Below are 25,511 nucleotides of genomic sequence, written 5' to 3' on the forward strand. Positions count from 1 at the left end.
CTGTTCCTCTGAAAATCTGCTGCGCTTCATATCGTCCGTCCTCTCGATGGGCGGACTCTACTTTAAACTGGAGGAGTTTTCTCGAGGCAGGTCAGTGGGAGCATTTGATGCCGTCGACGCCCGGAACCATCTCTTCGCTGATCAGGCCGTCGAGGGTGGCGGCGTTGTGGCCTTTGTGAAGGGCACGCTGTCGCCGGGCTGTGGTGTCACCAGCGCCGGATCAGCAGCCGGAAAGGCCAACTTCCGGAGGTCTCCCTTTTTAAGAAAGTCGATTTGCCAACAGCCACAACGCTGTTTGCCCTGATTGCGGAAACGGTCGTTTCGTCATACACTTTCTCTGTAATTGTATTACGAGAGTGACCATGGCCCTTCCGGTTCAATCGATCAGGGCTTTGCCGGAACACCGTGACATCCTGCAAAGCGTCGCCAATCTGCTGCGTCAGGGGCGGGAAGGAGAGGTGCGTCAGTTGCTGAAAGACGCGCAGGTCCCACCGGTTGGCCCCTTCCGGAGCGAGGGCGCGGCGCTTGCCTTCCTCCGGGATCGGCTGGTTGCGGCCTTGCGCCCTAAAATGGTCTGGCTGTTTGGCAGCCGGGCGCGGGGGGATGGCAACCCTGAGAGTGATTTTGATCTTCTGGTGGTGCTGCCGGATGGGTTGGAGGCTCAGGCGTACAGCCATCGGGCTGTTGCGGCCCCCTTGGTCGCCTGTGGCCTGCCGTTTGATGTGGTGCCATGCTCCTGGGGTGATTTTCAGACCGATCGGGCTGTGGAAGGGAGTCTGGTAAACCGGGCCACCACCGAAGGACGCATGCTGTATGCCGACCGCTCTGTACGCCGGGGGGAGATGGCATGAAGGCCGCTGTTGCCAGCTACCTTGCCCTTGCCAAGGAGGATCTGACCGTCGCGAAGACGTTAATGACGGATCATCCCCGGCACGCCGCCTTCAACATTGAACAGGCCGCTGAAAAGCTTCTGAAAGCGGTCCTGACGGTGGAGGGGATCCGCTTTCCCACCAGTCATCATCAGCTTGGGGCGCTTGCTGCCCTGTTGCCAGCGGATCACCTGTGGCGTGCTGACCTGATGGGGTTTGACGGGTTTACATCCTACGCCACGGCTTTACGGTATCCCCGGCCCGGCGGCGGAATGCCGATGGATCCTGACGATGCCGAAATCCGCGCCGGGTGGCAGGAGGTCTCGTCCTTAGTTGATGAGATTGAGGACTGGTGCCGGGAGGGGCCTGAATAAGGCTCATAGGTCTGGGGACTTTCGCCCCCACCCCCCTCAGGTCAAGGAGCCCAAGGCTCCTTGCGGGTGCAGGGCAGCGCCCTGCGCTCCCTCCCCTATCGCACCCCTACCGTCCCGCCTGCTCCAGCAGCGGCAGCAGCCTTTCCTTGGCGCGGGCGGGGATGTCCGGCGGCAGGGCGGCGTCCGGCACCGCAGCCGGGGGGCCGACGCGGACCACCATCACCATGCCCATGGCGTAATGCGGGGAGCATTTGATGCCGTAGACGCCCGGCACGGAGAACGGCACGGTGATTTCTTCGCTGATCGGGCCTTTGAACGGGGTTGCGCCGGGCGGGATCAGGCCATCAATCGTCGCGGCGTTGTGACTTTTGTGGGTTGGCACGAAGCGCACGCTGTCGCCGGGCTGGAGCGTCACCAGCGCCGGGTCAAACACCATCGCGCCGCTGTCGCTGCGGTTCAGCAGTTTCACCTCCACGGTTTCGGCCTGCGCGGCGGTACAGAAGAGCGCAAGGACACCACACAGGGCGGTTCTCAGCATCGGGCAAGCTCCTTTTGGGCGGCGGCAAGCATTGGCGGGCGGCGCGGCACGCGGTAACGGATGTGGCACAGGCCGTCGGCGTCGGTCTCAACCACCGCATCGACGGCGAAGACGCGGCGCAGGCGGTCGGGGGTCAGGATTTCGGCCGGGGGGCCGAAGGCATCCAGCCGCCCGTGGTGCAGCACGGCGATGCGGTCGCAGAACAGCGCGGCGTGGTTCAGGTCATGCAGGGCCGCCACCACGGTCAGGCCCTGTTGCCGCACCAGATCCAGCAGGCCGAGCTGGTGGGCGATATCCAGATGGTTGGTCGGCTCGTCGAGCAGCAGCAGTTCCGGCTGCTGGGCCAGCGCCCGGGCGATGTGGGCCCGCTGGCGTTCGCCGCCGGAGAGGCCGGACCAGTCGCGATCAGCCAGATCCAGCAGATCCACCGCCGCCAGGGCCTGATCGACACAGGCGGTGTCCTGCGGGCTCCACGGGGTGAAGGCGCCAAGGTGCGGGGTGCGGCCCAGTCCGGCGACGTGGCGGACCGTCACCCGCTCCTGCGTCTGGGCCTGCTGTTCCACCAGCGCCAGCCGCTGCGCCAGCAGGCGGCGGGGGATGGCGGGCAACGGTGTCCCATCCAGCCGCACCGTGCCGTGGTCCGGGCGGCGCAACCCGGCCAGCAGCGCCAGCAGGCTGGATTTCCCCGATCCGTTGGGGCCGATCAGGCCGACGAACTCCCCGGCCTGCACCGTCAATGATATATCCTGTAGGATGGCCCGGTCCCGCAGGCCCCAGCCAAGGTGCTCAGCGGTCAGCATCAGGCGGTCCTCCCCCGGATCAGCAGCAGGGCAAACACCGGTGCCCCGACCAGCGCGGTGACCACACCAATCGGCACCACCTGCCCGGTGATCAGCGCCCGCGACACCACATCGGCGATAATCAGAAACACCGCCCCGCACAGGGCCGACAGCGGCAGCAGCCGCCCGTGACTGACCCCGGCGACAAGGCGCACGGCGTGGGGCACCACCAGCCCGACAAAGCCGATGGAACCGACCATGGATACCATCACCGCCGTCATCACCGCTGACGCCCCGATCAGGGTGACCCACACCCGCCGCACGGAAACGCCCAGCGCGGCGGCGGAACTGCTGCCGAACAGAAAGGCATCCAGCACCCGCACATGCCACAGGCACAGCGCCATGCCCACCAGCAGCACCGGCAGGGCCAGCCCGACATCGGGCCAGCGCACCCCGGAGAGATTGCCGAGCAGCCAGAACAGGATGCCGCGCGCCTGCTCGGCATTGGCGGAGCGGGCGACGACGAAGGAGGTGATGGCGTTGAACAGCTGCGATCCCGCCACCCCGGCCAGCACCACCATCACCGGGCTGCGCCCGGCTTTCAGGGCCAGCAGAATGACGAAGCCGAAGGCCAGCAGCGCCCCGGCCAGCGCCCCGGCGGACATGCTGACCACCCCGCCGCCCAGCCCCAGCAGCGCCACCGCCACCGCCCCGGTGGAGGCCCCGGCGGAGATCCCCATCACATAGGGGTCAGCCAGCGGATTGCGCAGCAGCGATTGCAGCACCACGCCGGAAACCGCCAGCCCGGCCCCGCAGCAGGCGGCCATCAGGGTGCGGGAGAGGCGGTAACTCCAGATCACCCCTTCATCAATCGGGTCAATCGGGTAACCCGCAACCCACAGACGGTTGGCCACCGCCTTCAGCACCACATCGGGCGGAATGGCGGTTTCCCCCACCCCGGCCCCGATGGCGAGGGCGGCCAGCAGCACCAGCCCCCCCGCCAGCAGCGCCAGAGAAAACCGGAGGCGGATCATCAGCGGGCCAGACCGGCGGCGGCGATGGCGTTGGCCAGCGCCTCGATACCGTCAAGGCTGCGCACGGTGGGGTTCATCGCCTGCGCGTCCAGCTCAAACACCCGGCCTTCCTTGACGGCGGGCATCAGCTTCGTCACCGGGTCACTGCTCAGGAAGGCACGCTTGACGGCAATGTCATCGGCCTTGAAGCGGCGGCGGTCCATTTTTCCGGCGACGATCAGGGTCGGGTTGGCCTTGGCGATGGTTTCCCAGCCGACGGTCGGCCATTCCTCGTCGCTTTCCACCACATTGCGGATGCCCAGCGCCTGCATGATGTAGCCCGGTGCGCCCTTGCGGCCCGCCACATAGGGGTCAAGGTCCAGCTCGGCGCTGGAGAACCAGAACACGGCGGAGAGAGTTCCTTTGGCCCCCGTCACCTTGGCGCGGGCTGCGGCTTCGCGGGCCTTCAGGGCCTCCACCAGCGCGGTCCCCCGGTCCGGCACGTTGAAGATCTGCGCCAGTTCGCGGATTTCCTGATAGACCAGATCCATGGTGAAGGCGTCGTTGCGCACGCCGTCACCGCCGCCGCTGTTGTCCTTCCCCACGCAGTCGGCGGGAGAGGTATAGACCGGAATCCCCAGCGTCTCGAACTGTTCCGGGCGGGCGACAATGCCTTCCGGGCCGATGTGCCACTGGAACTGTACCGCCACCATCTCCGGCTTTTTGGCAACCACGGTCTCAAAGCCCGGATCATTGTCGGCCAGACGCGGCACCTTGGCGTTGACCTCCTCGTACCCCTTCATCACCGGGGCGAACCACACCGAGGTGCCCTTCACCCGGTCGCCAAGGCCGAGCATGTAAAGGATTTCCGTGCTGTTCTGGCCGACGGTGACGGCGCTGGCGGGTTCCTTGCGGAAGGTGATGTCGCGCCCGCAGTTTTTCAGGGTCAGCGGATAGGTGGTCTGGGCCGCGGTGGCGGCGGCAGAAAACGCACCGCACAGGACAGCGGCGGCGCAGGCGGCTTTGAAGCCGGTGTTGAAAGACAGCATGATCAGGCCCCGACAGAGCGACGGACCGGCACACAGGCGCGGTCTCCGGCAGACGATGGCCACGGGGGAAAGGGACGCAGGACAGACGGCCCCCTGTCCGACCGGTTTCACGCCCCGGATCAGGGGCTGGCGGCGCAGGGTCTCCGACGGTTCCAGTCTCCGGGCTTCCCCGCCCGTGACGATGGATCCCCCGCCCGAGGAACACCCCGGACAGGCTGGCGGCAGGTCTCCTGGCTTACGGCACCGGCCATTCCCCGGCCTTCCCATGGTCCCCGCCGGACCGGCGGAGCCACAGTGGCCTGCCGGATCAGAGGGATCCGGCGATGGGGAACGGCATCCGTACCGCTGGGTACGGGCCGCTTACAGTTGCGGGGGCAGCCACGGTTTTGGCCCCGTCGAGGGTCATCCGCACCGTGTTCCCTTTTAATCCCCAGCACCTCATGGCCGGGGAACCGTCGGCGGACAGTTATCGCCAGTTGCGAACGGGTGTCAAGGCCGTTCCCGTCACAGCGGAAAACCCGGAACCTGCGGGCGCTTGCCGTAGCGGCGCTCCGCCATCTCCACAATCGCCTGCCGCAGCGGCACATGCTGGCGCAGCATCGACAGGAAGGGGTCGCGGTCCAGATACAGCACCCGGCATTCCGACACCGTCATCACGTCGCTGCCGTGCGGCTCATCAAACAGCAGGGCGCGTTCACCGAAGAAATCGCCCGGCCCAAAGGTCAGGCGGGTGCCGTCGCGCAGCGAGATCAGCACCTCCCCCTCGATCAGGAAGTACACGCGGTGAATCGGGTCACCGTGGTGGAAAATCAGATGCTTGGCCGGCAGCACCTGCGCCTGAAGGGTGGCGGCAATATCGGCCAGCTGCACCGCATCCAGCCGGTGGAAGAACGGCACCTTGGCGACCAGACGGCACGACACCACAAAGTCGCGCTTGCGGATCTCCGTCATGAATGAGGAGGCGATGATACCGGCGGGCACGGCGCAGACGATGATGCCGAGCAGCGTGGTCATCCCGGCAAAGATCCGCCCCAGCAGCGTCACCGGCACCACATCGCCGTAGCCGGTGGTGGTCAGGGTGATGATCGCCCACCACATCGCCTTGGGGATGGAGCCGAAGTTCTGCGGCTGCACCGGGCCTTCGATCAGGTGCATGATGCCCGCCACCAGCACCAGCGCCAGCACGATGATCAGCAGGGAGGCGACCAGCGCCCGCCGCTCCGCCTCAATCGCCGCCAGCACCGAGGAAATCCCCGGCGAATAGCGCGCCATCTTCAGCAGCCGCAACAGCCGCAGGATCAGCAGCACCCGGGCATCCATGCTGGTCAGCAGGCCGATGTAGCTGGGCAGGATCGCCACCAGATCAACCAGCCCCATCGGGGTGGTGGCATACTTCAGCCGGGCCTTCCAGCGGACGATGCGCATCAGCGGCGGATCATCGACACAGACCCACAGCCGCAACAGGTATTCCAGCGTGATGATCAGGGTGGTGACCCAGTCCAGCGCCAGCAGCAGCTCCTCATGCTCCCACGGGATTGACTCTTCCGTCACCCACACCACGGAAATGACGTTGATCAGCACCACGGCAATCAGACCGTAATCCAGCCACGTCTTGGCCGGGGTCAGGACCGCCCGGTCCATCAGCAGGTCGTGCAGGCGCATCCGCAGGCGGATCATCCGCCCCGCATGCGGCGGGGTCGGGTGGGGTGAGACGGCAGTGGTCATCCGGCGGGGGGATCCAGACTGATGGGGGGACACAGGACTGCCCCTTTGAATACAGGCAGCAGGCAGGCGGCGGCAAGGGGCTGCTCGCCTTAAATCCTGCGCATCCATGTGCCCGTGCATCCTGCCCTTCCCGCCGCAGCCGGATTTGCTATAACTCCGGCTGCGTTTTGCTGAAAAGGGCCAGCCATGGACCGTTCCTTCCGCCTGCAGATTGCCGCGCGGCTTGCCGATCTGGAGGCCGCCAGCCGCCGCCGCAGCCTGACCGTCACCGCGCCGGACGGCGGCGGAGTCCGCCGGGTGACGCGGAACGGCCAGCCGCTGATCAATTTTTCCAGCAATGACTATCTCGGGCTGGCCCATCATCCGGCTCTGGCCGCCGCCGCCGCCCGCGCCGCCGCCGACCACGGCACCGGGGCCACCGCCTCCCGCCTTGTCAGCGGCACCCTGCCCCTGCACGACGCGCTGGAAAGCCGTCTGGCCGCCCTGAAAGGCAGCGGTGCCGCGCTGGTGATGGCCGGGGGCTTCGCCACCAACGCCAGCGTTCTGGCCGCCCTGCTGGATGCCGACATCGCCGGAAAGGCACCGCTGGTGTTCATGGACCGGCTGGCCCATGCCTCGATGCACGACGGGGTGATCGGGGCCGGGGTCCGGCAGATACGGTACCATCACAACGATCTGGCGCATCTGGAAACCCTGCTGAGCCGCCACGCCGACGCCCCCGGCCCGCGCCTGATCGTCACCGAAAGCGTGTTCAGCATGGATGGCGACCGCGCCGACCTGCCCGGCCTGTGCGCTCTGGCTGAAAAATACGGGGCGGAACTGTATGTGGATGAGGCCCATGCCACCGGCGTGCTGGGGCCGCAGGGGGCCGGGCTGTGCGCCGACCCGGCGGTGAAGGGACGGGTCGGGATGGTGATGGGCACCTTCGGCAAGGCCCTTGGCGGCTACGGGGCCTTTGTCGCCTGCGATGCGCTGCTGCGCGACTGGCTGGTGACCAAGGCCCGCGGCTTTATCTACGCCACCGCCCTGCCGCCGCCGGTGCTGGGGGCGGTGCTGGCGGCGCTGGACCTGATCCCGCAGATGGAGGCGGCCCGGCAGCGGCTGACCGCCCATGCCGACACCGTGCGCGGGGTTCTGCACGGTCTGGGGATCGACACCCTGACCTCCGATACCCAGATTATCCCCGCCGTGATCGGGGCGGAGGCTGACACGCTGGCCGCCGCCCGTTTCATGGAGCAGCGGGGCCTGCTGACGGTGGCGATCCGCCCGCCGACGGTGCCCCCCGGCAGTGGCCGCCTGCGGCTGGCCCTGTCCGCCGCCCACACACCGGAGGATATTGCCGCCTTGACCGACGCCTTCACCGCTTTTGCCCGGGCCGGAGCATGACCTCTGCCGTAAAAACCGTCTGGCTGATCCATGGCTGGAGCTACACCCCCGCCCTGTGGGACGCGGTCGCCGCCGCCCTGTCCGGCGCGCCGCTGCGGCTGGAGCGGGTGGATCTGGGCTATTTCGGGCCGGAACACCGCCCTGTCGGAAGGCCGGATCTGGTGGTCGGCCATTCCTTCGGCAGCCTGTGGGCCCTGATGCACCCGGATCTGGCCGCCGTGCCGGTGCTGGCCGTCAACGGCTTCACCCGTTTCGCCGCCGCCCCGGACTTTGCCGCCGGAGTGGCTCCGCGCGGGCTGGCCCGGATGATCCGGGGAATCAGCAGCGATGCCGCCGCCGTGCTGGCCGGGTTCCGCGCCCAGATCGGCGATGCCGCCGCCGTGCCGGAGGGACCGCCGGAAAGCGGACGGCTGATCGGCGATCTGGAACGGCTGCGCGATGACATCGCCGCCCTCCATGCAGCCCCGCTGACGGCACTGGCCGGGGATGGCGATCCGCTGATCCCCCCCGACCACAGCCGCGCCTGTTTCGGTGACAGCGTACGGTTTGTCTCCGGCGGCGGCCATCTGCTGCCGCTGACCCATCCGGCTGTGGTGGCGGATGCAATCCGGGCCTGCCTGCCGTGAGAACGCCGGACTGGAAAACGACGGTCCGCAGCCGCTTCGACAGTGCCGCCGCCACCTATGACCGTGCCGGAGAGGCCCAGCACCGGATTGCCGTCACGCTGGCGGCGGAGATCCGGCAGCGCCTGCCGTCCACGCCGCTGTCCGGGCTGGAAATCGGCTGCGGCACCGGGTTCCTGACCGCCGCGCTGCTGCCCGCCCTGCCTGCCGGATCCCGGTGGCAGGCCACCGATCTGTCCCCGGCGATGGTGCAGGCCTGCCTGTCGCGGGTCAGCCCGCCGCCCGGGATCACCCTGACCGGGGCGGTGATGGATGGTGAAGCACCGGAGATGGCCCCGGAACAGGATAGACCGGTTGATCTGCCCGTTGATCTGGTTGCCTCCAGCATGGCGGTGCAATGGTTCACCGATCTGCCCGCCGGACTGCGGCGGCTGCGGGCCATGCTGGCTCCGGGGGGATTGCTGGCCGTCACCACGCTGGGCAGCGGAACCTTCGCCGAATGGCGGGACGCCTGCCGGGCGGCAGGGGTCACCCCCGGCACGCCGCCCTATCCCACGGCTGACGCCCTGCGGATGGCGCTCGGCCCCGGCGCCGAGGTGCGGCAACACCGCCAGCCCCTGCCGTTCCCCGGTGTGGGAGACTTCCTGCACCACCTGCGCGGCACCGGGGCCCGCACCGCCGCCCCCGGCCACCCTCCCCTGCCCGCCGGGCAGTTGCGGCGGGTGCTGCGGGCACTGCACGGGCGACCTTTCCTGACCGCCTATGATGTCCTGACTGTTCTGTGGCCTGCGGAGGACCCCTGATGCGCGGCGTTTTCATGACCGGAACCGATACCGATGCCGGAAAAACCATCGCCTCGGCCTGCCTGCTGGTGGCCCTGCGCCGCCGCTGGCCACAGGCCGGATACTGGAAACCGGTACAGAGCGGGCTGGATGACCTGCCACGCGGCGACACCGGCACCGTCGCCGACCTGACCGGATCCGCCGATGCCGACTTCCCGGCCCCGGCCTATACCTTCCGCGCCCCGCTGTCGCCCGATCAGGCGGCGGCGCGGGAGGGCGCGGTGATTGATGCCAGCACCCTTACCCTACCCGCCTACGCCGGACCACTGGTGGTGGAAGGGGCCGGGGGCATCATGGTGCCGGTGGACGGCACCCTGTTGATGCTGGATCTGGCGGAACGTCTGGCCCTGCCGGTGGTGGTGGCCGCCCGCACCGGGCTGGGCACCATCAACCATACCCTGCTGACTCTGGCCGCCCTGCGATCCCGCAACCTGCGCATCGGCGGGGTGCTGTTCAGCGGGCCGGATCACCCGGACAATATCGCCACCATTGCCCGTCTGGGCGGGGTGCCGGTGCTGGGCCGCATCCCCCGGCTGCCGGACCTGACCGCCGCTGCCATCGCCACGGCGGCAGACACCCTTGACATCAGCCCGCTGGAATAAGCGGGCAAAGCCGTACGACTGCAAATACCAATGATTACAAAAAATCATAGACAAGTTATCTTTGGTTGAAATCCAAAGGCCCCGGGTGTTTCATCACTGAACATGAAGCCGTTATCATGTTCGGGGGTTGCGATGAAAATATCGTATCGGATCTTTGCCGGTTTCTCGGCGGTTCTGGTTCTGCTTCTGGTGGTCGGTGGCATCGCCACCCTGTCGCTGAACACGGTCAGCGGCCTGTTCACCGAATACCGGACCCTTGCCCGCCAGACCAACGAGGCAGGCCGGGTGGAGGCCAACCTGCTGACCGCCCGGCTGGAAGTGAAGAACTTCCTGCTTCACGCCCGCCCGGAAGACATCAGCGCCTTCAAGGCCCGTGTCACCGAGACCTTACAGGCGGCGGAGGCCTACCAGTCCCTGATCACCGCCCCGGAAGAACAGGACGCCATCCGCCGGACGGTGCAGGATCTGCGCAACTACGCCGCCGCCTTTGATCAGGTCACAACCCTGCAGGCCCGGCGGGACAGTCTGGTTGACGGCCCCCTCGGCCAGACCGGCGCCCAGATTGAACGCGACCTGACCGACGTGATGAAAGGGGCGATGCAGGCCGATAACGCCTCCGCCGCCTATACCGCCGGGCTGACCCTGCGGCACATCCTGCTGGCACGGGTTCACGTCCTGAAATACCTGCTGGAAGAAAGCGAGGATGCCTACCGGCAGGTCCACGCCGAGCTGGATGCCTATCAGCAGAGTGCGCAGACCCTTATGGAATCCCTGCGGGCCGCCGACCTGAAGACACGCGCCGAGGCAGCCCACAAGAGCACGGCCGCTTACCGCGAAACCTTCGAGGCGATCCATAAGGCCATTACCGACCGCAACGCCATCACCACCAGCACGCTGGACCGCATCGGCCCGGCAGTCGCCGCCGCTATTGAGGACCGGACGCTGACCGTCAAGGCCCGGCAGGACGATCTGGGGCCGCGCGCCACCGACCGCATCCGGCGGGATACGCTGATCTCCGTCGTGGTGTCGGTGTTTGCCATCGCCAGCGGCATTCTGGCGGCCTTCTTCATCGGGCGCGCCATTGCCACCCCGGTCATCGGCATGACCCGGTCGATGGGCGATCTGGCCCGGGGCAATCTGGAGACTGTCATCCCCGGCATCGGGCGGAAAGATGAAATCGGCCTGATGGCGGACTCCGTTGAGCACTTCCGCCAGCAGATGGTGAAGGTGAAGGAACTGGAAGCCCGGCAGGAAGCCGATAAGAAGCGGGCGGAAGCCGAGCGGAAGGCGGCGATGATCCAGATGGCCGACCGCTTTGAAGAGGAGATCGGTGATATCGTCAACACCGTCGCCGCCGTCTCGACGGAACTTGAGGCCTCGGCCAAGGTGATGTCCACCACCGCCAACCAGACCGCCGTTGACGCCACCACCGTTGCCGCCGGGGCCGAGGAAGCCGCCGCCAATGTCGGCACCGTTGCCTCCGCCGCCGAAGAGCTGGCGGCATCGGAAAGCGAGATCAGCCGTCACGTCCATAAATCATCGGAAGTCGCCGGTCAGGCCCGCCATCAGGCTGACCGCACCCGGGAGACGGTCGTCAAGATGGTTGATGCCGTCAGCAAGATCAGCGAGGTGGTCCGCCTGATTTCCGACATCGCCGCCCAGACCAACCTGCTGGCGTTGAATGCCACCATCGAGGCTGCCCGCGCCGGAGACGCCGGAAAAGGGTTTGCCGTGGTGGCCAACGAGGTGAAGAGTCTGGCCAACCAGACTGCCCGTGCCACGGATGAAATCGCCGCCCAGATCGGCAATGTGCAGACCGTGACCAATGAGTCCGCGCAGGCGATTCAGGGGGTTGCCAACACCATTTCAGAAATCGACGCGATCGCCAGCTCCATCGCCGCCGCAGTGGAACAGCAAACCGCCGCCACCGGCGAAATTGCCCGCAATGTGGAACAGGCCTCGGCCGGAACCCGCGATGTTACCCGCAGCATCCAGTCGGTGACGCAGGCCGCCGGGGAAACCGGGGCGGCCGCCACCCAGATTTCCGGGGCTGCCGCCGACCTGTCGCGGCAGGGCGAGGTGCTGCGGCGGCAGGTGCAATCCTTCCTCAACCGGGTGCGCTCCGACAACGACGTGACGGTCCTGATGGAATGGGACCCCCGGCTGGAAACCGGCCATCCGGAGATTGACCGCGACCACCGGGAGTTTCTCGACCTGCTGAATGACTATTACCGTCAGATGCAGTCCGGACAGGGGAAAGACAGTGTCAGTGCCATGCTGACAAAGCTGAAGGCGCATTTTGATCCGCATCTGGCGCTGGAGGAACGGGAAATGAGCCGGACCGGCTACCCCGACCTTGATCCGCACCGGCAGGCCCACCAGCGGTTCCTCGCCGATCTCGACGGGCTGGTCCGACAGGATGCCGCCGGGCAGGATGTCAGCATTCAGGCCCTGACCTTCATTTCGCAGTGGCTGGGCGATCACACCCTGAAATATGACAAAGCCTTCGCTCAGTTCCTGACCGGGGCAGCCCGGCAGCAGGGGCACGGGTAAGCCTGCGCCACACTCCCTGCGAGATTCCACTTAAAATTCACGTTAATAAAAACCATTCCCCTCAGACATGCACAAAACACATAATGACTATGTGCAAAATATCCTTTCTAAATGGTCAGGATGTGGAATACAGCTGTCCTCCACGATAACAGTGTCCGACAATCGCACCGCCCCCGGCCGTCCCCCGCCGGGGGCGGTGGTCCGGACACCCAAGAGGAGACTCCCCCATGTATTCCCAGTGGGTCCGCATTCCGCTGTGGCAGCGGGTTCTGGCCGGGTTCGCCCTCGGCGCGCTGGCCGGATGGCTGGCGGGACCGTCGGCCAAAGACTGGTTCAAGCCGGTCGGTGACCTCTACATCAGCCTGATCCGCATGGTGGTGATCCCGCTGCTGCTGACCAGCATCATTTCCTCCGTCGCCAATCTGCACGGCGTCGGCGGTGCGGCCCGGCTGGGCACCAAGACCATCGGCTATTTCATCCTGACCGCCGTCTTCGCCTCGCTGATCGGGCTGGGCACCGGCCTGCTGCTGGAACCCGGCCTCGGCCTCGGCCAGCTTGCCCTTCAGGACGTGAAGCCGAAGGTGATCCCCGGCCCGCTGGAGGTGCTGCTGGGCGTGGTGCCGTCCAACCCGTTCAAGGCGATGGCTGACGGCAACGTGTTGCAGGTGCTGTTCTTTGCGCTGGTGATCGGCGCAGTTCTGGCGGTGATGGGCGACAAGGCCGCAACGGTGCGCACCTTCGTCAACGAAGCCAATGACGTGGTGATGAAGGTGGTGAAGATCGCCTTGCAGCTCACCCCGATCGGCACCTTCGGCCTGATTGCCTGGGTGGTCGGCGTTTACGGTGCCGGGGCGCTGGCGCCGCTGGCCAAGTACATCGTCGCCGTCTATGTCGCCTGCGCCATCCATCTGGTGGTGGTTTACGGCGGCCTGACCTGGCTGCACGGCCTGAACCCGCTGAAGTTCTTTAAGGGGGCCGCCCCGGCGACGCAGGTGGCCTTTGTCACCGCCTCCTCCTTCGCCAGCCTGCCGATGACCCTGTCCAGCACCGTCAACCGACTGGGCGTGGCGCGGGAATATGCCAGCTTCGCCGTGCCGCTGGGCGCGTCGATGAAGATGGATGGCTGCGGCGCGATTTTCCCGGCGATTGCCGCCATCTTCATCGCCCAGTACACCGGCGTGGAGCTGTCCACCGGGGCCTATGTGGCGATTTTCGTCACCGCCGTCATCGGCTCTCTGGCCACCGCCGGGGTGCCGGGCCCGTCGATCGTGATGCTGACCCTGACCCTGAACGCTGTCGGCCTGCCGCTGGAAGCCATCGGCTACATCATCGCCGTTGACCGGGTGGTGGACATGATGCGCACCGCCACCAACGTCACCGGTCAGGCACTGGTGCCGGTGCTGGTCGCCCGCACCGAAGGCCTGCTGAACAAGGATGTCTTCAACGGCGCTTATCTGGCCGACGACGACACCCCGGTTGCCGCCGTCGAGAAAGCGTAAGCAGATCACACTGTAACATGGCCCCCCGCCGGACGCTCCGGGGGGGGCTCTGTGCGGAGGGGAGGCACAGGTGTATTTTTAGGTCCTCTCAGGCAAAAATTCATACCTGCGGTATTGCCGTAAGCGATTCAATGCGGCGTCGGAAATCATCGTATTCATCACCAGATCTGCACAACAAGGCATCCAGAAAATAAAATCGATTGGTCGTTGGGGACTCTTTCCGGGCTTTATCCGTGTCCAGCCGCCCGACATTGTGGACAGTCCAAAATTCTGTATAACCGTCCAGCTTTGCCTTTCGGTGACTCTTCTCAGCTTCACCGATGCGATTGTGGATGTTAGAGCCATCTTTTCCACTCTTAACCTCAATCGCAGCGACGTTCCGGAAATGCTGATGCTCCATTTCTTCGCGAATGATGATGTCAGGGTCTTGCGCAAACTCAATCCGTACCGAACGACCCGCGGCACTCTTCACCACTATAACCTTTTCGTGAACATCATCGATCGCATGGGCGACGATCTCCTTGATAATCTGAAAAACCTGCTCAATGCCTTCATTCCCGCGCTGATTATTGGCTCCACCTCGAAGCTGCGGGCCGACAGTCAACAAGGTCAAATCATCCAGTAATTCCCGACTGATCCGCAAAGGACCGACACCAGCCAGTAGCGCCGATGCAGTCAAGCAGAAAGCCTTACATAGATCAGAGAGATGAGCCGTTGCCACCTTACTGATCTTGCCCTTTTCTTCCATCGACTTAAAATGCGCGACGCCAAAACCTTTGTCGCGACCATAAAACTCCTTCTGGCTGTAACCCATCAACAGCCGGTAATACCCCAAAAGGTAGGGATTCGCTTCCAGAATGGCAGGGACGGCGAAGAGCAACTCAGCCCGTAGGCCGTACTGCGCAAGAGTTGCCAAATCTGCCGCAGGAACATACCCGGCAAGCTGCTTGTCAAGCTTGGCAATGTCCATGCTCCGCACGGTTTCAAGCAAAGCATTTTGCAGATAGACACCCCGTAACCGCTGAAGAGCAACAGCGAAGTCGATTTGTAGCTTCGGCGGTGGGAAATTGATGTTGCTCGCTGCCGTCATGCGGCCGGGATCCTTATCACGTTGCTGTTCTGCCCTTGCAGGCGATCAGCCGCCAATGCCACATACTCGGGGTTCAATTCAATTCCCACGTATTGCCGGTTTTCGTCCTGACACACGAGACCGACTGTTCCAGACCCAAAGAACGGATCAAGAACATAATCACCTGGCTCGCTCGAAGCCTGGATGCATGGCCGAATCAAATCCGGCGGGAAAGTGGCAAAGTGTGCACCAGAAAAAGGCTTTGTATTCACATTCCAGACTGAGCGGCGATTTCGCAACCCACCACCATCTGCGGGCTCTCGAACGGCCTGCCAGTCGTAGTAGTACTTTTCTGATTTAGTAAGCATAAACAGGAACTCATGCGAACGAGCAGGCCGGTCCTTGACGCTCTCAGGCATTGCATTTGGCTTATTCCACACAATGTCACTCCGCAGATACCAGCCGTCCGACTGCAATGCGAACGCCAGCCTCCACGGAATGCCAATCAAGTCTTTTGGCTTCAAGCCTTCGGGTGTATCAGGACGAACGTCCATTGCCCGGGCTGGGTTCTTTTTGTCGGGAGCACGATAGCCCCGATTGCCGCTGGTATAGCCGTCACCAATATTCAGCCAGAGGGTGCCATCATCAGTCAGGACCCGGCGTACCTCGGCGAAAATAGTCACTAGCCGATGCAGGAACTGAGGCATGGTGCCCTCAAGCCCGATCTGTTCCTCAATGCCATAATCCCGCAATCCCCAATAAGGGGGAGATGTGACCACACAACGCACAGACCCGGAAGGCAAACGGCGCAGCACGGTCAGAGCATCTCCCTCATAAAGCGTCGAGCCACACAAAGTAAGAGGCTCGGGTCGCTGAATTCGTTCAACGCCAGAAGGTGTGACTATTCTAGTTTTTGCCATGAGGAAAGGCCCTTATGGGCTGTTACGACGAGTTATACAAAAATACATGAAAGCGCCCCACGACCGTACTGCTTCGAACGATAATGACTTTGCAGCAGCAGTTGCAGCAGAAACAGCCCCCTACTATCGAGCGATGGGAAGTATTTTAAAACCGCAAAAAAGGCAAGCCAAGTCTCATAGTTTACATTTTCAGGTATGACGCTTAAGGTCGAGCTCCCTACACCCACGGGCGCGCGGGCCTGCCGCTGGAAGCCATCGGCTACATCATCGCCGTTGACCGGGTGGTGGACATGATGCGCACCGCCACCAACGTCACCGGTCAGGCGCTGGTGGCGGTGCTGGTCGCCCGCACCGAAGGCCTGCTGAACAAGGATGTCTTCAACGGCGCTTATCTGGCCGACGACGATACCCCGGTTGCCGCCGCCGCGAAAGCGTAACGGCACGCCACCCCCGACACAGAAACCCCCGCCGGGACGGTCCGGCGGGGGTTTCTGCTATTTTGGGGCGGAGCCTTCAGCCGGTCTTCTCTTCGTAGGCCGCGAAAAGATCCGTCACCAGAACACCATTGATCCGCATGCCGGTCACATCGGCGTCGTCGATCTGCGCCCCGGCCAGCGAGACCCCACGCAGGGTCACGCCGGACAGATTGGCATCGGTAATGATGGCTCCGGACAGGGTGACATTGTTGAAACGCGCCCCGGCAAGGCTGACATCCTCAAACCGCGCGTCACTCAGATTGGTGTCGGTGAAGGTCGCTTTGGTCAGAACGGCGAAAAACCGTGCCCCGGAGAGGTTGACGCCATCGAAATCAGCGCCCGCCATATCGGCCCGCCGATACTGCATGCCCTGCATCTGCGGGCCGTCAAAAGGGGTCTCGTCGTGCTGGCCACTCATCGCGGCATCCTCCGGGCAGTCACAGTGATCCTGATTAAGGACAGACTTCCCCACCCTTTGCAATCAAGGGTTCTGCACACCGGATTTGCCCATCCCGGTTCCGGCGGGCGGAGACACCCCTATCGCCACGGGCGGCGGACCTGCTGGTCCAGTTCCTCCAGCACGCCATCGGCGGTGTCGTTGGCGGCAAGATCCCAGATCCCCGCCACCACCTTCAGCGGCAGGGCGGTCTGCCCCTGCGGCAGCGTGGTGCGGGCCAGCGTGTTGACCACCCCCTGCACCTTCCGCCGCACCCCGTCGGCGTCGGCGGGATAAAACAGCACCGCCAGCCCGGCCGGGCCGATGGCACCGATCAGGTCGGTGCCGCGCACCGATCCCTGCACCTCCCGCAGCAGAACCTCAAGGCAGGCATCCGCCGCCCGCAGGCCAAAGCGGCGGCGCAGGTCATCGTGATTATCCAGATAGAACAGCACGGCGGTGGCGGCCACATCGGTCACCGCCCGCGCCCGCAGCACCCCATCCAGATGATGGTGGAACGCCTGCGCATGCAGCACCGGCAGGCGCGGATCGCGGTGCGCCTGCTGATCGAGGAACTGAACACGCTGCTCGGCCCGTTCCAGTTCCTCCTTCAGGGTTTCCACCTCCCCCGCCACCCGCACCAGCAGGTCCCGCAGCTGCGGGCCAAGGTCGCGGGTTTCGACTCCAAACAGCTCCACCGCATCGGCGATGCTGGCCGGGTGCCCGGTGCCGCCGCCGTAGGGCGCGCGGCGGCGGCGGTCCGGTGGCCCCCGGTGCTGGTCCGGGCGGCTTCCGGGGTATTCCCCTGCCGCACCGTGCGGCGAGTAATTACGCCAGCCAACGGGCACGGGGGCAGATGGTTCTTCGATATCAGACATGGCGGATCCTGACCGAAAGGGGGTTCGGTCTATCCATCATAGCGTTTTCGCGAAGATTAATCCGCTGTTTTCCCCGCCCCGGACAACCGAAGACGGAGGGCCGGACGACTCCTTTTTGCACACAGGCAAAAGCGCCTGTTGCCTGAACCCCCTCACCCTCTATAATGCCGCACCTTTCTTTTCCCCATCCCCTGATCAACAAGGCGTGGAACACAATGGCAGACGGGACCCCCCTGGTCGGAATCATCATGGGCAGCCAGTCGGACTGGGAAACCATGAAGCACGCGGCGGAGACCCTGACCACACTGGGCGTACCGTTCGAAACGCGCATCGTCTCCGCCCACCGCACCCCGCAGCGCCTGTATGACTATGCCACCTCGGCCCGGGGCCGGGGCCTGCACTGTATCATCGCCGGGGCCGGCGGGGCCGCCCACCTGCCGGGCATGTGCGCGTCGATGACGCCGCTGCCGGTGTTTGGCGTGCCGGTGGAAAGCAAGGCCCTGAAGGGGATGGACAGTCTGCTGTCGATCGTGCAGATGCCCGCCGGGGTGCCGGTCGGTACGCTGGCCATCGGCCGTGCCGGGGCGGTGAATGCCGCGCTGATCGCCGGATCGGTGATTGCCCTGCATGATGATGCGGTGGCGGCGGCGCTGGACGCCTTCCGCCAGACCCAGACCGATGCCGTCGCCGACGAGCCGGTTGACGCCTGAACCCTTCCCCCAGAACAGACAGACGATCCGCAGCGCCGCCATGACCAGCCCCGTGTTTCCCGCCCTGATCCCCCCCGGCTCCACCATCGGCATCCTCGGCGGCGGGCAGCTTGGCCGTATGACGGCCCTGGCGGCGGCACGGCTGGGCTATTCCACCCACGTCTTCTGCCCGGAGCTGGACAGCCCGGCGGCGCAGGTCTGCACCACCGTCACCCATGCGGACTATACCGATGAGGCGGCCTTGGCCCGCTTTGCCGGTGCGGTCGATGTGGTGACGCTGGAGTTTGAGAACATTCCGCTGTTCCCGGTGGAATTTCTGGCGACCCGCAAGCCGATGCGCCCCGGCCCGAAGGCCCTGTCCACCGGGCAGGACCGGGTGTCTGAGAAGACCTTCTTCAACCGCTTTGCCGAAACCGCGCCGTGGCGGGCCGTCACCACCCTGCCGGAGCTGGAGGCCGCCGTCGCCGAAATCGGCACCCCGGCGGTGCTGAAGACCGCCCGCATGGGCTATGACGGCAAGGGGCAGGTCAAGATCCTGCCCGGCGATGACCTTGCCGCCGCCTGGGCCAGCCTGCGCACCGACAATGCCATTCTGGAAGGCTTTGTGACCTTCACCAAGGAAATCTCGGTGATCGTCGCCCGCTCCCCGCAGGGGGAGACCGCCGCTTACTGCCCGGTGGAAAACGTGCACACCAATCATGTGCTGGATACCACCACCGCCCCGGCCCCGATCAGCGATGCCCTGACCGCCGAGGCGATGCGCATTGCCAACACCGCCGCCGCCGAACTGGATCTGGTCGGCCTGCTGGCGGTGGAAATGTTCGTCACCGCCGATGGCCGCGTGCTGGTCAACGAAATGGCCCCCCGCCCGCACAATTCCGGCCACTGGACCATGGATGCCTGCCTGACCGACCAGTTCGAACAGTTGGTCCGCGCCGTCTGCGGCCTGCCGCTGGGATCACCGGACCGGCGCTGCGACGCGGTGATGAAAAATCTTCTCGGGGATGACATCCAAAACTGGCAGGAACTGCTTGCCAATCCTCACGCAAAGCTCCACCTCTATGGAAAGGCCGAGGCACGCCCCGGCCGGAAAATGGGGCATGTCAATTTCCTGAAGGGGTAACCTGCCGTCCGGGCAGGGGATAATAGCCCGCGAGAATACAAAGGGGTCTGCGGCACCGTGATACAAGATTTGCTCTCCACGTACGGATATTTCGCCATCCTGATCATCACCTTCCTTGAAGGGGAGAGCATCGTCATCCTGGCCGGGATCGCCGCCTATCAGGGCCTGATGGACCCGTGGCTGGTGCTGCTGTGCGCACTGGTCGGCAGCTTCTGCGGGGACCAGTTTTATTACACCATCGGGCGGCGTTATGGCTCCCGCCTGCTGGACCGCTGGCCGACCCTGCGCGACAAGACCGACTGGGCCTTCAAGCTGGTGCGGAAGAACGAGACGCTGTTCATCCTGTCGTTCCGCTTCATCTACGGGGTGCGGAATGTCAGCCCGTTCGTGATCGCCATGTCCGGGGTGTCGCGCATCCGCTTCATGGCGCTTAACTTTATTGCCGCCCTGATCTGGGCGCTGGCCTTCACTTTCGGCGGCTACTTCTTCGGGCAGGCACTGGAACACTTCCTCGGCGAGCACCAGATGAAGGTGCTGATCGGCCTCGGCGGGCTGGCGGTGCTGATCTGGGCGATCAGCTTCATCCGCCGCAAGCGCCGTGAACGCCGGATCCGCGAGGAAGAGGCCGCCGCCGCCGCGACGGCAGCAGATACGGTGCCCCCGGATGCCGCCCTGCCCGCCGACGCGGCCCCCGCCCCGCGCAGCCCCAGCGAAACCGCCTGATTTCCCCTTCGGTCCGGAGTGTTTGAAAAGCCTCCGGACTCTTTTTTAAAAGCATACCCTGATATGATCCTGTCCCTGACCGGACCTGCCGCAGCATGACCGACCGACCGGAAACTGCGGGCGGCGATTATTGCTATTATGGCTATCGCCTGCGCAGCACGCTGCCGCTTGAAAATCTGCCGCCACTGCCGCCGGGGGACACCGCAGAGGTGATTCTGGAACAGGGGGATGTCCCGCCTGTGCTGGATCCTCTGCGCTGGAAAAACCGGTTTTTTCAGGTTGATACTCTGGGCCGTGCGCTGGTGACCCTCGGCGGGCCGCTCCGCTTTCTGGTCACCGACGGGCGGACCCTGCGGATCAACGACGCAACCCCGGATGCCCGCCGTGACGTGGAAGCCCTGCTGCAAGGGGCCGTCGCCGGGGTTGTGCTGCACCAGCGCGGCGTTCTGGCGCTTCATGCCAGCTGCGTGGCGGAACAGGGGCGGGCCGTTGCCATCAGCGGCGCCTCGGGTCAGGGCAAGTCAACCCTCGCCGCAGCTCTGGCCGCGCAGGGGCTCAGCCTGCTCAGTGATGACCTGATCCGTATCGGCTTCGCGGCAACTGATGCGCTGGCCTTTCCGGGGCCATCCCGTGTGCGGCTTTGGCCGGATGCGGCCAAGGCCCTGAATCACACCCCGGGCTCTCTCCAGACCGGCCGCACCGGGCACCCCAAGCGGCTGCTGGTGCTGCCACCAGCCCCCGGCCCCGTCCCCCTGAAGGCCCTGCTGCGCCTGACCGTAGACACCGGGCTGAAGCGCCCGACCCTGACCCGGCTGACCGGTACAGCCCGCCTTCTGCCCATGGAAGATCTGGTTTATCGCCTGCCTCTGGGTCATCAGCTGGGGCGCAGCGGAGAGATCTTCCAGACCCTGACCGATCTGATCCACAGGGTGCCGGTCTACAATCTGGCCCGCACCGGAGACGCCCGTGATTTGCCTGAGCTGACAGCACTGGTGCGTCAGGTTCTGGCCGATGACACAGCACAGTGACCACCCCCTCCCCCGGCCCATGCTCCTCTCAAAAAGACGCTGTCTCCTTGACTTCTGCCGTTCGGATCGGGCAGGTTGATGATCAATTCAGGAGTTTCCCCCCTCATGTCAGAAATCAACAAGACCAGCAAAGCCGCGCCGTCTTCCCCGCAGCGGAAAGTCTGGAAAGCCCCGAAACTTGAAATGGTCGACGTCGCCGAACGGACCAACAAGAAGACGGTTAACCCCAGCGATGGAATGGGGGCGCACACCCTTTCATGAGTCCTGAATGCCCCGGCAGTCAGGCATCGTCTGGTTAGCATCCTATCCGAAATCGGGGAACACCTGGGTCCGGCTGTTTCTGGCCGCCTTGACCCAGGTCCCCGATCTGGAAACCATGGCAGGAACCCCCCGTGGGGCCACGGCCGTCGCGATGCTGCAACAGGCACTGGATATTTCCTTTCAGGACCTGTCTGCTGCCGAGACTGAAACGTTGCGGCCTTTGGCCTATCGCCATCTCGCCACGCGCAACAGCGGCCCCCCTCTGCCGCTGAAAGTCCATGACCGCTATCGGATGACCCCGGCCGGAGAGCCGCTGTTCCCGCCGGACGCCAGCCGGGGCTGCCTGCATCTGGTGCGCGACCCCCGCGACCTGTGCCTGTCGCTGGCGGCGCATTATGCCGTGACAGTTGACCGGGCGATCGCGATGATGGCCGAGCCGGACTATACCCCTGCGTCCTCATCCGGAACCGCAACCGGACTGGTGCCTGAGCGGTGGGGATCATGGTCAGAACATACCCAAAGCTGGCTGGACGCGCCAATGGACCGGTTGATGCTGCGGTACGAAGATCTTCATGCCGATCCTCTCGGTTCGTTTACCGCCATGGCCCGGTACTGCGGGCTTGAAGACCTGTCCGGACGGGTGGAAGAGGCCATCGGACGGACCCGCTTTGATCAACTGGCCGCGCAGGAGAAAGCCAGAGGTTTTCTCGAACGGCCCGCCGCTCTGCCGACCTTTTTCCGGGTCGGTCAGGCCGGTCAGTGGCACAAGGCACTCTCTCCGGCCCAACAATCCCGCATAGAGAGGGATCACGGCCCCCTGATGCTGCGGTTGGGTTATCTGAGATAAGGGTCCAGCAGGTCCAGCAAGGCCATGGCCTGAGCGGACGGGTCCCCCAGAGACCGCCCATAGGGGACCGTCACCACCGGAAGGGACGCCAGAGCGGTCATGGCCACCAGCCGCGTTCTCTCCCCCAGAAGGGTCCGGGTCAGCTCCGCTGCCCGGCTGATCTGCATCACGGTCCCGAAAGCCCGCCGCCCCTGTTGCCATTGCGGCCCGGCCCCGCCAACCGCCGGATGCAGCCAGACCACCGCCCGCACCGGCTGAGGACGTGCCTCGTAACGGTCAGAACATGACCGCCGGATCCGCCCCCCCGGCCCAGTCGCCTCAGAGGTCGCCAGCCCCAGCAGCGGGATGGACTCCGGCCACAGGGAAAGGCGCGGGGCCGCTGGCAGGACCATGACCCGGGCAGGATCGGTTGTATCGACAACACAGGCGCTGTCAGCCATCACCCGGCACCCCTGCTCCGCCAGCGCCACGGCCAGACAGGTCCGGCCAACGCACGGCGGACCGGCCAGCAGAAACGCCCCATCCCGGCAGGCAAGGCTGGCCGCATTCAGCGGAACCAACCCCCACAGACAGGCCTGCATCAGCAGCGGCAGATCGGTCAGAAACCCCGGCATCCGGCCGGGATCGCCATCCGGCTCCAGCGCCACGTCCACCGCCCCGCGCTGCACCCTGAAGCGGGCAATGCCGGGAACGCGGTGCAGCAGGGTGCCGGTACGGTCAACCCAGCTGAGGGGGCGGGAACAGACCGGATCGGCGATCGCCTCCGGCACCTCCCCCCAGGCCACACGCACCGGGCGGCCAAAGGCAGGGCCGGTGACCGGGGCCAGATCAGGACAGGGGAAACCGGCGTCGATATCCAGCCCGAGGGTATGATAGGCAAACGACATGCTGACGCCCTTCTGATGCCGGAAGTGGTCCGCTCTTAACAGGAAAGAGCATTTTTCCGACGCAAAACCGGGAGCCACTTTTGCGGAAAATGCCCCACTTTTAAACAGACAGAGCATTTTCTGACGCAAAACCGGGGACCACTTTTGCGGAAAATACTCTGGTCTCACCGATATCTCTGGCTTTCCGGCGGAACATTTACCACTTTCCTCCCCTGCCCGGCAGCGTAAAGAGCATGCCTCCGGGCAGAAGCCGGTCTTCCTTGTGCAGGAAATAAAAACGATGGGAGCGTTCTGTGGCATCGTCCGGATGGATGGCGAAGCGGCTGATAAGGCCGAAGCGACCTCCATGGCCGGGGCTTTTGCCGCGTCACCGCGCAGCCGCCCGACCCTGCGCTCCGAACCGGGCGGGGTGTTTGCCGCCGTTTCGTTCCCGCTGACCCCCGAAGACCGCTTTGACCGCCAGCCATGGAGCGGCCGCGACGGCCAGTTGACCCTGCTGTTTGACGGGCGGCTGGACGATCGCGACGACCTTGCCAGCCGTCTGGGGCTGGATCCCGGCAGGGCCGCAGAAATGGCCGACGGGGCGCTGGTTCTCGCCGCCTACGAACGCTGGGGGACAGGGTTTCTCGCCGGTCTGGCCGGAGCCTGGGGTCTGGCCGTCTGGGACAGCGGGGCGCGGACGCTGGTGCTGGCCCGGGACCCCATGGGCGGGCGGTCCCTGTTCTTTCACCGCGACGGACCGGTGGTGACCTTCGCCGCCAGCACCATGGCGCTGCTGCGCCTGCACCGCGTTGCCCGGGATCTGGACGAAACCGTCCTCGGCGATCTGCTGATGCTGACCATGACGGAGCGTAACCGCACCTTTTACCGGGATATCAGCCGGGTTCCGGGGGGCTGTCTGGTGATCTGCACCCCCGACACCATGACGGTGGAACCCTTCTGGCACCCCCCGACTGATCGCCCGCTGCGGCTGTCCAGCGACGGCGACTATGTTGAGGCCGGGCGGGAGCTTCTGGAGCGGGCGGTGCGCGCCAGTCTCCGCAGCCTCACCCCGGTGGCGGTTCTGGGGTCCGGCGGTCTGGATTCCGCCGGGATTGCCGCAACCGCAGCCCGGCAGATGGCCCCCACCCAGATTCCCCTGTACTCCCGGGCCCCCCCGCCGGACTGGCGCGGCCCGGAACAGCCCCACCTGTACCCCGACGAACGCCCAAAACTTGCGGCGCTGGCCGCCCTGCATCCGAACCTGCGGGTGAACGTGGTTGATCAGCCCGGCCCGCACCGCTTTGACGCCGATCAGACCTGCCTGTTCCAGCGTTACGGGATGGCGGTCCGCGCCGCAGACAATATCGGCTGGTTGCTGGGGGCGGTGGAACAGGCCCGCGCCGCCGGGCATCGGGTGTTGCTGACCGGGGATTATGGCAACACAACCCTGACCGCGCCGGGCCGGGCTGCGCCAATGGCCCTGTTACGGCAGGGGCAACTGCCGGCACTGGTGCGGGAGCTGGCAGGATGGCGCCGCCGCAATGGCTGGCCATGGCACAAGGTGGTCTACCAGACCCTGATCCGTCAGGTTAAATGGCTGGAAACCCGGGGCATCATTGGCCGCAGTCAAGGCACATGGCGCGACTGGAGCCTGATCACGCCGGAAGCCGTTGCGGATCTGGATCTTGAGCAGCGCGCCAGAGACGGTGGCGCCCCCGGCTTTCCGCTGCCGACGGCCAGCGCCGCCCAGTCCCGGGGCTTCATCCTGCAACAATACGGATCGCTGCTTGGCGATCTGGTGGCGCAGACGGTGGCGGTTGACGGCTATGAGCTGCGCGCGCCGCTGGCCTATCTGCCGCTGGTGGAGTTCACATTACGGGTGCCGTCCACCCAGTTCTGCCGTGACGGTCAGCTCCGCTGGCTGGCCCGCCGGGTTCTGGCCGACCGCCTGCCCGCCGCCTGCCTGACGGAAACCAGAGTGGGGGCCCAGCACCCCGAATGGTACGACACCCTGTCCAGCCTGCGGGACTCCTATCAGGCCGATCTGGACCGCCTTGGCTCCTCGTCGCGGGTTGCCCGCATGGTGGACCTCAAGCGGGCACAGGCGCTGCTGGACGACTGGCCGCAGGACGCGGAAGCAGCCCTGCAACAGCGGGATCTCTATGCCAATGCCCTGTGCCGGGGGCTGCACGTCGCCCGCTTCATCCGCTGGAATGAGGGCGGAAACGGATAAGGCAGCCGGTCAGCCAGAGCGTTTTCAGCAAAAGGGAACACCGGTTTTGCGGTTGAAAGCGCTCTGGCTTTTTAAAAACAGAGTAT

27 protein-coding genes and 1 riboswitch are annotated in these 25,511 nt (G+C 65.2%); of the genes, 17 read left to right on the plus strand and 10 right to left on the minus strand.

The window, feature by feature from the left end; genetic code table 11:
• From FHS48_RS19935 to FHS48_RS15465, 3 genes are all read left to right on the plus strand, one after another.
• Positions 1-304: hypothetical protein (locus tag FHS48_RS19935; RefSeq protein ID WP_221443544.1), on the plus strand; the 304-nt coding region annotated here is incomplete at its 5' end.
• Positions 305-362: 58 nt separating this feature from the next.
• Complete coding sequence (locus FHS48_RS19940; RefSeq protein ID WP_221443545.1) at positions 363-851, plus strand: nucleotidyltransferase domain-containing protein; 489 nt, start codon at positions 363-365, stop codon at positions 849-851.
• A complete protein-coding gene (locus FHS48_RS15465; protein ID WP_184264664.1) occupies positions 848-1,243 on the plus strand; it encodes a HEPN domain-containing protein in 396 nt (131 codons plus the stop codon). Before FHS48_RS19940 ends, FHS48_RS15465 begins: the two co-directional genes overlap by 4 nt.
• Positions 1,244-1,349: 106 nt before the next feature.
• Here the strand turns inward: FHS48_RS15465 and FHS48_RS15470 are convergent, their stop codons facing one another.
• The 5 genes from FHS48_RS15470 to FHS48_RS15490 all read right to left on the minus strand — a co-directional run bounded on the left by FHS48_RS15470 (position 1,350) and on the right by FHS48_RS15490 (position 6,347).
• Complete coding sequence (locus FHS48_RS15470) at positions 1,350-1,781, minus strand: pseudoazurin (RefSeq protein ID WP_184264666.1); 432 nt, start codon at positions 1,779-1,781, stop codon at positions 1,350-1,352.
• Positions 1,775-2,581 carry an ABC transporter ATP-binding protein gene (locus tag FHS48_RS15475; RefSeq protein WP_221443546.1) on the minus strand — a complete coding sequence of 269 codons (807 nt, stop codon included), beginning with the start codon at positions 2,579-2,581 and terminating at the stop codon, positions 1,775-1,777. Before FHS48_RS15475 ends, FHS48_RS15470 begins: the two co-directional genes overlap by 7 nt.
• Positions 2,581-3,594 (minus strand): FecCD family ABC transporter permease, encoded by a 1,014-nt coding sequence (locus tag FHS48_RS15480; RefSeq protein ID WP_184264668.1) that lies wholly within the window; start codon positions 3,592-3,594, stop codon positions 2,581-2,583. Before FHS48_RS15480 ends, FHS48_RS15475 begins: the two co-directional genes overlap by 1 nt.
• A complete protein-coding gene (locus FHS48_RS15485) occupies positions 3,594-4,622 on the minus strand; it encodes an ABC transporter substrate-binding protein (RefSeq protein WP_184264670.1) in 1,029 nt (342 codons plus the stop codon). The genes FHS48_RS15480 and FHS48_RS15485 overlap by 1 nt, the downstream gene beginning before the upstream one ends.
• 203 nt (positions 4,623-4,825) lie before the next feature.
• Positions 4,826-5,094, minus strand: a riboswitch (cobalamin riboswitch).
• A gap of 32 nt (positions 5,095-5,126) precedes the next feature.
• Positions 5,127-6,347: a cyclic nucleotide-gated ion channel gene (locus FHS48_RS15490; protein ID WP_184264672.1), complete on the minus strand. Its 1,221-nt coding sequence runs from the start codon at positions 6,345-6,347 to the stop codon at positions 5,127-5,129.
• Between the two features lie 186 nt (positions 6,348-6,533).
• Here FHS48_RS15490 and FHS48_RS15495 point away from each other — a divergent pair, with 186 nt between their 5' ends.
• From FHS48_RS15495 to FHS48_RS15520, 6 genes are all read left to right on the plus strand, one after another.
• The gene (locus FHS48_RS15495) at positions 6,534-7,733 is read left to right on the plus strand and encodes an aminotransferase class I/II-fold pyridoxal phosphate-dependent enzyme (protein WP_184264674.1); all 1,200 of its coding nucleotides are present in this window, start codon (positions 6,534-6,536) and stop codon (positions 7,731-7,733) included.
• Positions 7,730-8,359, plus strand: coding sequence for an alpha/beta fold hydrolase (locus FHS48_RS15500; RefSeq protein ID WP_184264676.1), 630 nt, complete (start codon positions 7,730-7,732; stop codon positions 8,357-8,359). The genes FHS48_RS15495 and FHS48_RS15500 overlap by 4 nt, the downstream gene beginning before the upstream one ends.
• Complete coding sequence (locus tag FHS48_RS15505) at positions 8,356-9,159, plus strand: methyltransferase (RefSeq protein WP_184264678.1); 804 nt, start codon at positions 8,356-8,358, stop codon at positions 9,157-9,159. Before FHS48_RS15500 ends, FHS48_RS15505 begins: the two co-directional genes overlap by 4 nt.
• A complete protein-coding gene (gene bioD / locus FHS48_RS15510; protein ID WP_221443547.1) occupies positions 9,159-9,800 on the plus strand; it encodes a dethiobiotin synthase in 642 nt (213 codons plus the stop codon). Before FHS48_RS15505 ends, bioD begins: the two co-directional genes overlap by 1 nt.
• Positions 9,801-9,932: 132 nt before the next feature.
• On the plus strand, positions 9,933-12,353 hold the full coding sequence (locus FHS48_RS15515; protein WP_184264681.1) for a bacteriohemerythrin: 2,421 nt from the start codon (positions 9,933-9,935) through the stop codon (positions 12,351-12,353).
• Positions 12,354-12,580: 227 nt separating this feature from the next.
• Entirely contained in the window at positions 12,581-13,852 is a 1,272-nt protein-coding gene (locus FHS48_RS15520; RefSeq protein ID WP_184264683.1) for a dicarboxylate/amino acid:cation symporter, read from the plus strand.
• Positions 13,853-13,952: 100 nt separating this feature from the next.
• Here FHS48_RS15520 and FHS48_RS15525 read toward each other — a convergent pair whose 3' ends face one another.
• Positions 13,953-14,942 carry an XcyI family restriction endonuclease gene (locus FHS48_RS15525; protein ID WP_184264685.1) on the minus strand — a complete coding sequence of 330 codons (990 nt, stop codon included), beginning with the start codon at positions 14,940-14,942 and terminating at the stop codon, positions 13,953-13,955.
• Positions 14,939-15,736 (minus strand): site-specific DNA-methyltransferase, encoded by a 798-nt coding sequence (locus FHS48_RS15530; protein WP_311769150.1) that lies wholly within the window; start codon positions 15,734-15,736, stop codon positions 14,939-14,941. Before FHS48_RS15530 ends, FHS48_RS15525 begins: the two co-directional genes overlap by 4 nt.
• A 350-nt stretch (positions 15,737-16,086) precedes the next feature.
• Here FHS48_RS15530 and FHS48_RS15535 point away from each other — a divergent pair, with 350 nt between their 5' ends.
• On the plus strand, positions 16,087-16,278 hold the full coding sequence (locus FHS48_RS15535; RefSeq protein ID WP_260402525.1) for a cation:dicarboxylate symporter family transporter: 192 nt from the start codon (positions 16,087-16,089) through the stop codon (positions 16,276-16,278).
• Between the two features lie 76 nt (positions 16,279-16,354).
• On the opposite strand, the gene FHS48_RS15540 is transcribed toward FHS48_RS15535, so the two are convergent.
• On the minus strand, positions 16,355-16,735 hold the full coding sequence (locus FHS48_RS15540) for a pentapeptide repeat-containing protein (protein ID WP_184264688.1): 381 nt from the start codon (positions 16,733-16,735) through the stop codon (positions 16,355-16,357).
• Between the two features lie 119 nt (positions 16,736-16,854).
• Positions 16,855-17,631 carry a diguanylate cyclase gene (locus tag FHS48_RS15545; protein WP_184264690.1) on the minus strand — a complete coding sequence of 259 codons (777 nt, stop codon included), beginning with the start codon at positions 17,629-17,631 and terminating at the stop codon, positions 16,855-16,857.
• A 215-nt stretch (positions 17,632-17,846) separates the two neighbouring features.
• Here FHS48_RS15545 and purE point away from each other — a divergent pair, with 215 nt between their 5' ends.
• The 6 genes from purE (at position 17,847) to FHS48_RS15575 (ending at position 22,323) form a co-directional block, all read left to right on the plus strand.
• Entirely contained in the window at positions 17,847-18,341 is a 495-nt protein-coding gene (purE, locus tag FHS48_RS15550) for a 5-(carboxyamino)imidazole ribonucleotide mutase (protein WP_184264692.1), read from the plus strand.
• Positions 18,342-18,381: 40 nt separating this feature from the next.
• Positions 18,382-19,464, plus strand: a complete 1,083-nt coding sequence (locus FHS48_RS15555) for a 5-(carboxyamino)imidazole ribonucleotide synthase (RefSeq protein WP_184264694.1) — start codon at positions 18,382-18,384, stop codon at positions 19,462-19,464.
• Between the two features lie 69 nt (positions 19,465-19,533).
• Complete coding sequence (locus FHS48_RS15560; RefSeq protein ID WP_184264696.1) at positions 19,534-20,187, plus strand: DedA family protein; 654 nt, start codon at positions 19,534-19,536, stop codon at positions 20,185-20,187.
• Between the two features lie 95 nt (positions 20,188-20,282).
• The gene (locus tag FHS48_RS15565; protein WP_184264698.1) at positions 20,283-21,215 is read left to right on the plus strand and encodes a serine kinase; all 933 of its coding nucleotides are present in this window, start codon (positions 20,283-20,285) and stop codon (positions 21,213-21,215) included.
• A gap of 105 nt (positions 21,216-21,320) precedes the next feature.
• Positions 21,321-21,476 (plus strand): hypothetical protein, encoded by a 156-nt coding sequence (locus FHS48_RS15570; protein ID WP_184264700.1) that lies wholly within the window; start codon positions 21,321-21,323, stop codon positions 21,474-21,476.
• Between the two features lie 7 nt (positions 21,477-21,483).
• Positions 21,484-22,323: a sulfotransferase domain-containing protein gene (locus tag FHS48_RS15575; protein WP_184264702.1), complete on the plus strand. Its 840-nt coding sequence runs from the start codon at positions 21,484-21,486 to the stop codon at positions 22,321-22,323.
• On the opposite strand, the gene FHS48_RS15580 is transcribed toward FHS48_RS15575, so the two are convergent.
• Positions 22,311-23,210 carry a hypothetical protein gene (locus FHS48_RS15580; RefSeq protein ID WP_184264704.1) on the minus strand — a complete coding sequence of 300 codons (900 nt, stop codon included), beginning with the start codon at positions 23,208-23,210 and terminating at the stop codon, positions 22,311-22,313. The genes FHS48_RS15575 and FHS48_RS15580 overlap by 13 nt on opposite strands.
• A gap of 280 nt (positions 23,211-23,490) precedes the next feature.
• Here FHS48_RS15580 and FHS48_RS15585 point away from each other — a divergent pair, with 280 nt between their 5' ends.
• On the plus strand, positions 23,491-25,425 hold the full coding sequence (locus FHS48_RS15585) for an asparagine synthetase B family protein (RefSeq protein WP_184264706.1): 1,935 nt from the start codon (positions 23,491-23,493) through the stop codon (positions 25,423-25,425).
• Positions 25,426-25,511: the final 86 nt, after the last annotated feature.

It is taken from the genome of Novispirillum itersonii, from assembly GCF_014205675.1.
Lineage (GTDB): Bacteria > Pseudomonadota > Alphaproteobacteria > Rhodospirillales > Rhodospirillaceae > Novispirillum > Novispirillum itersonii_A.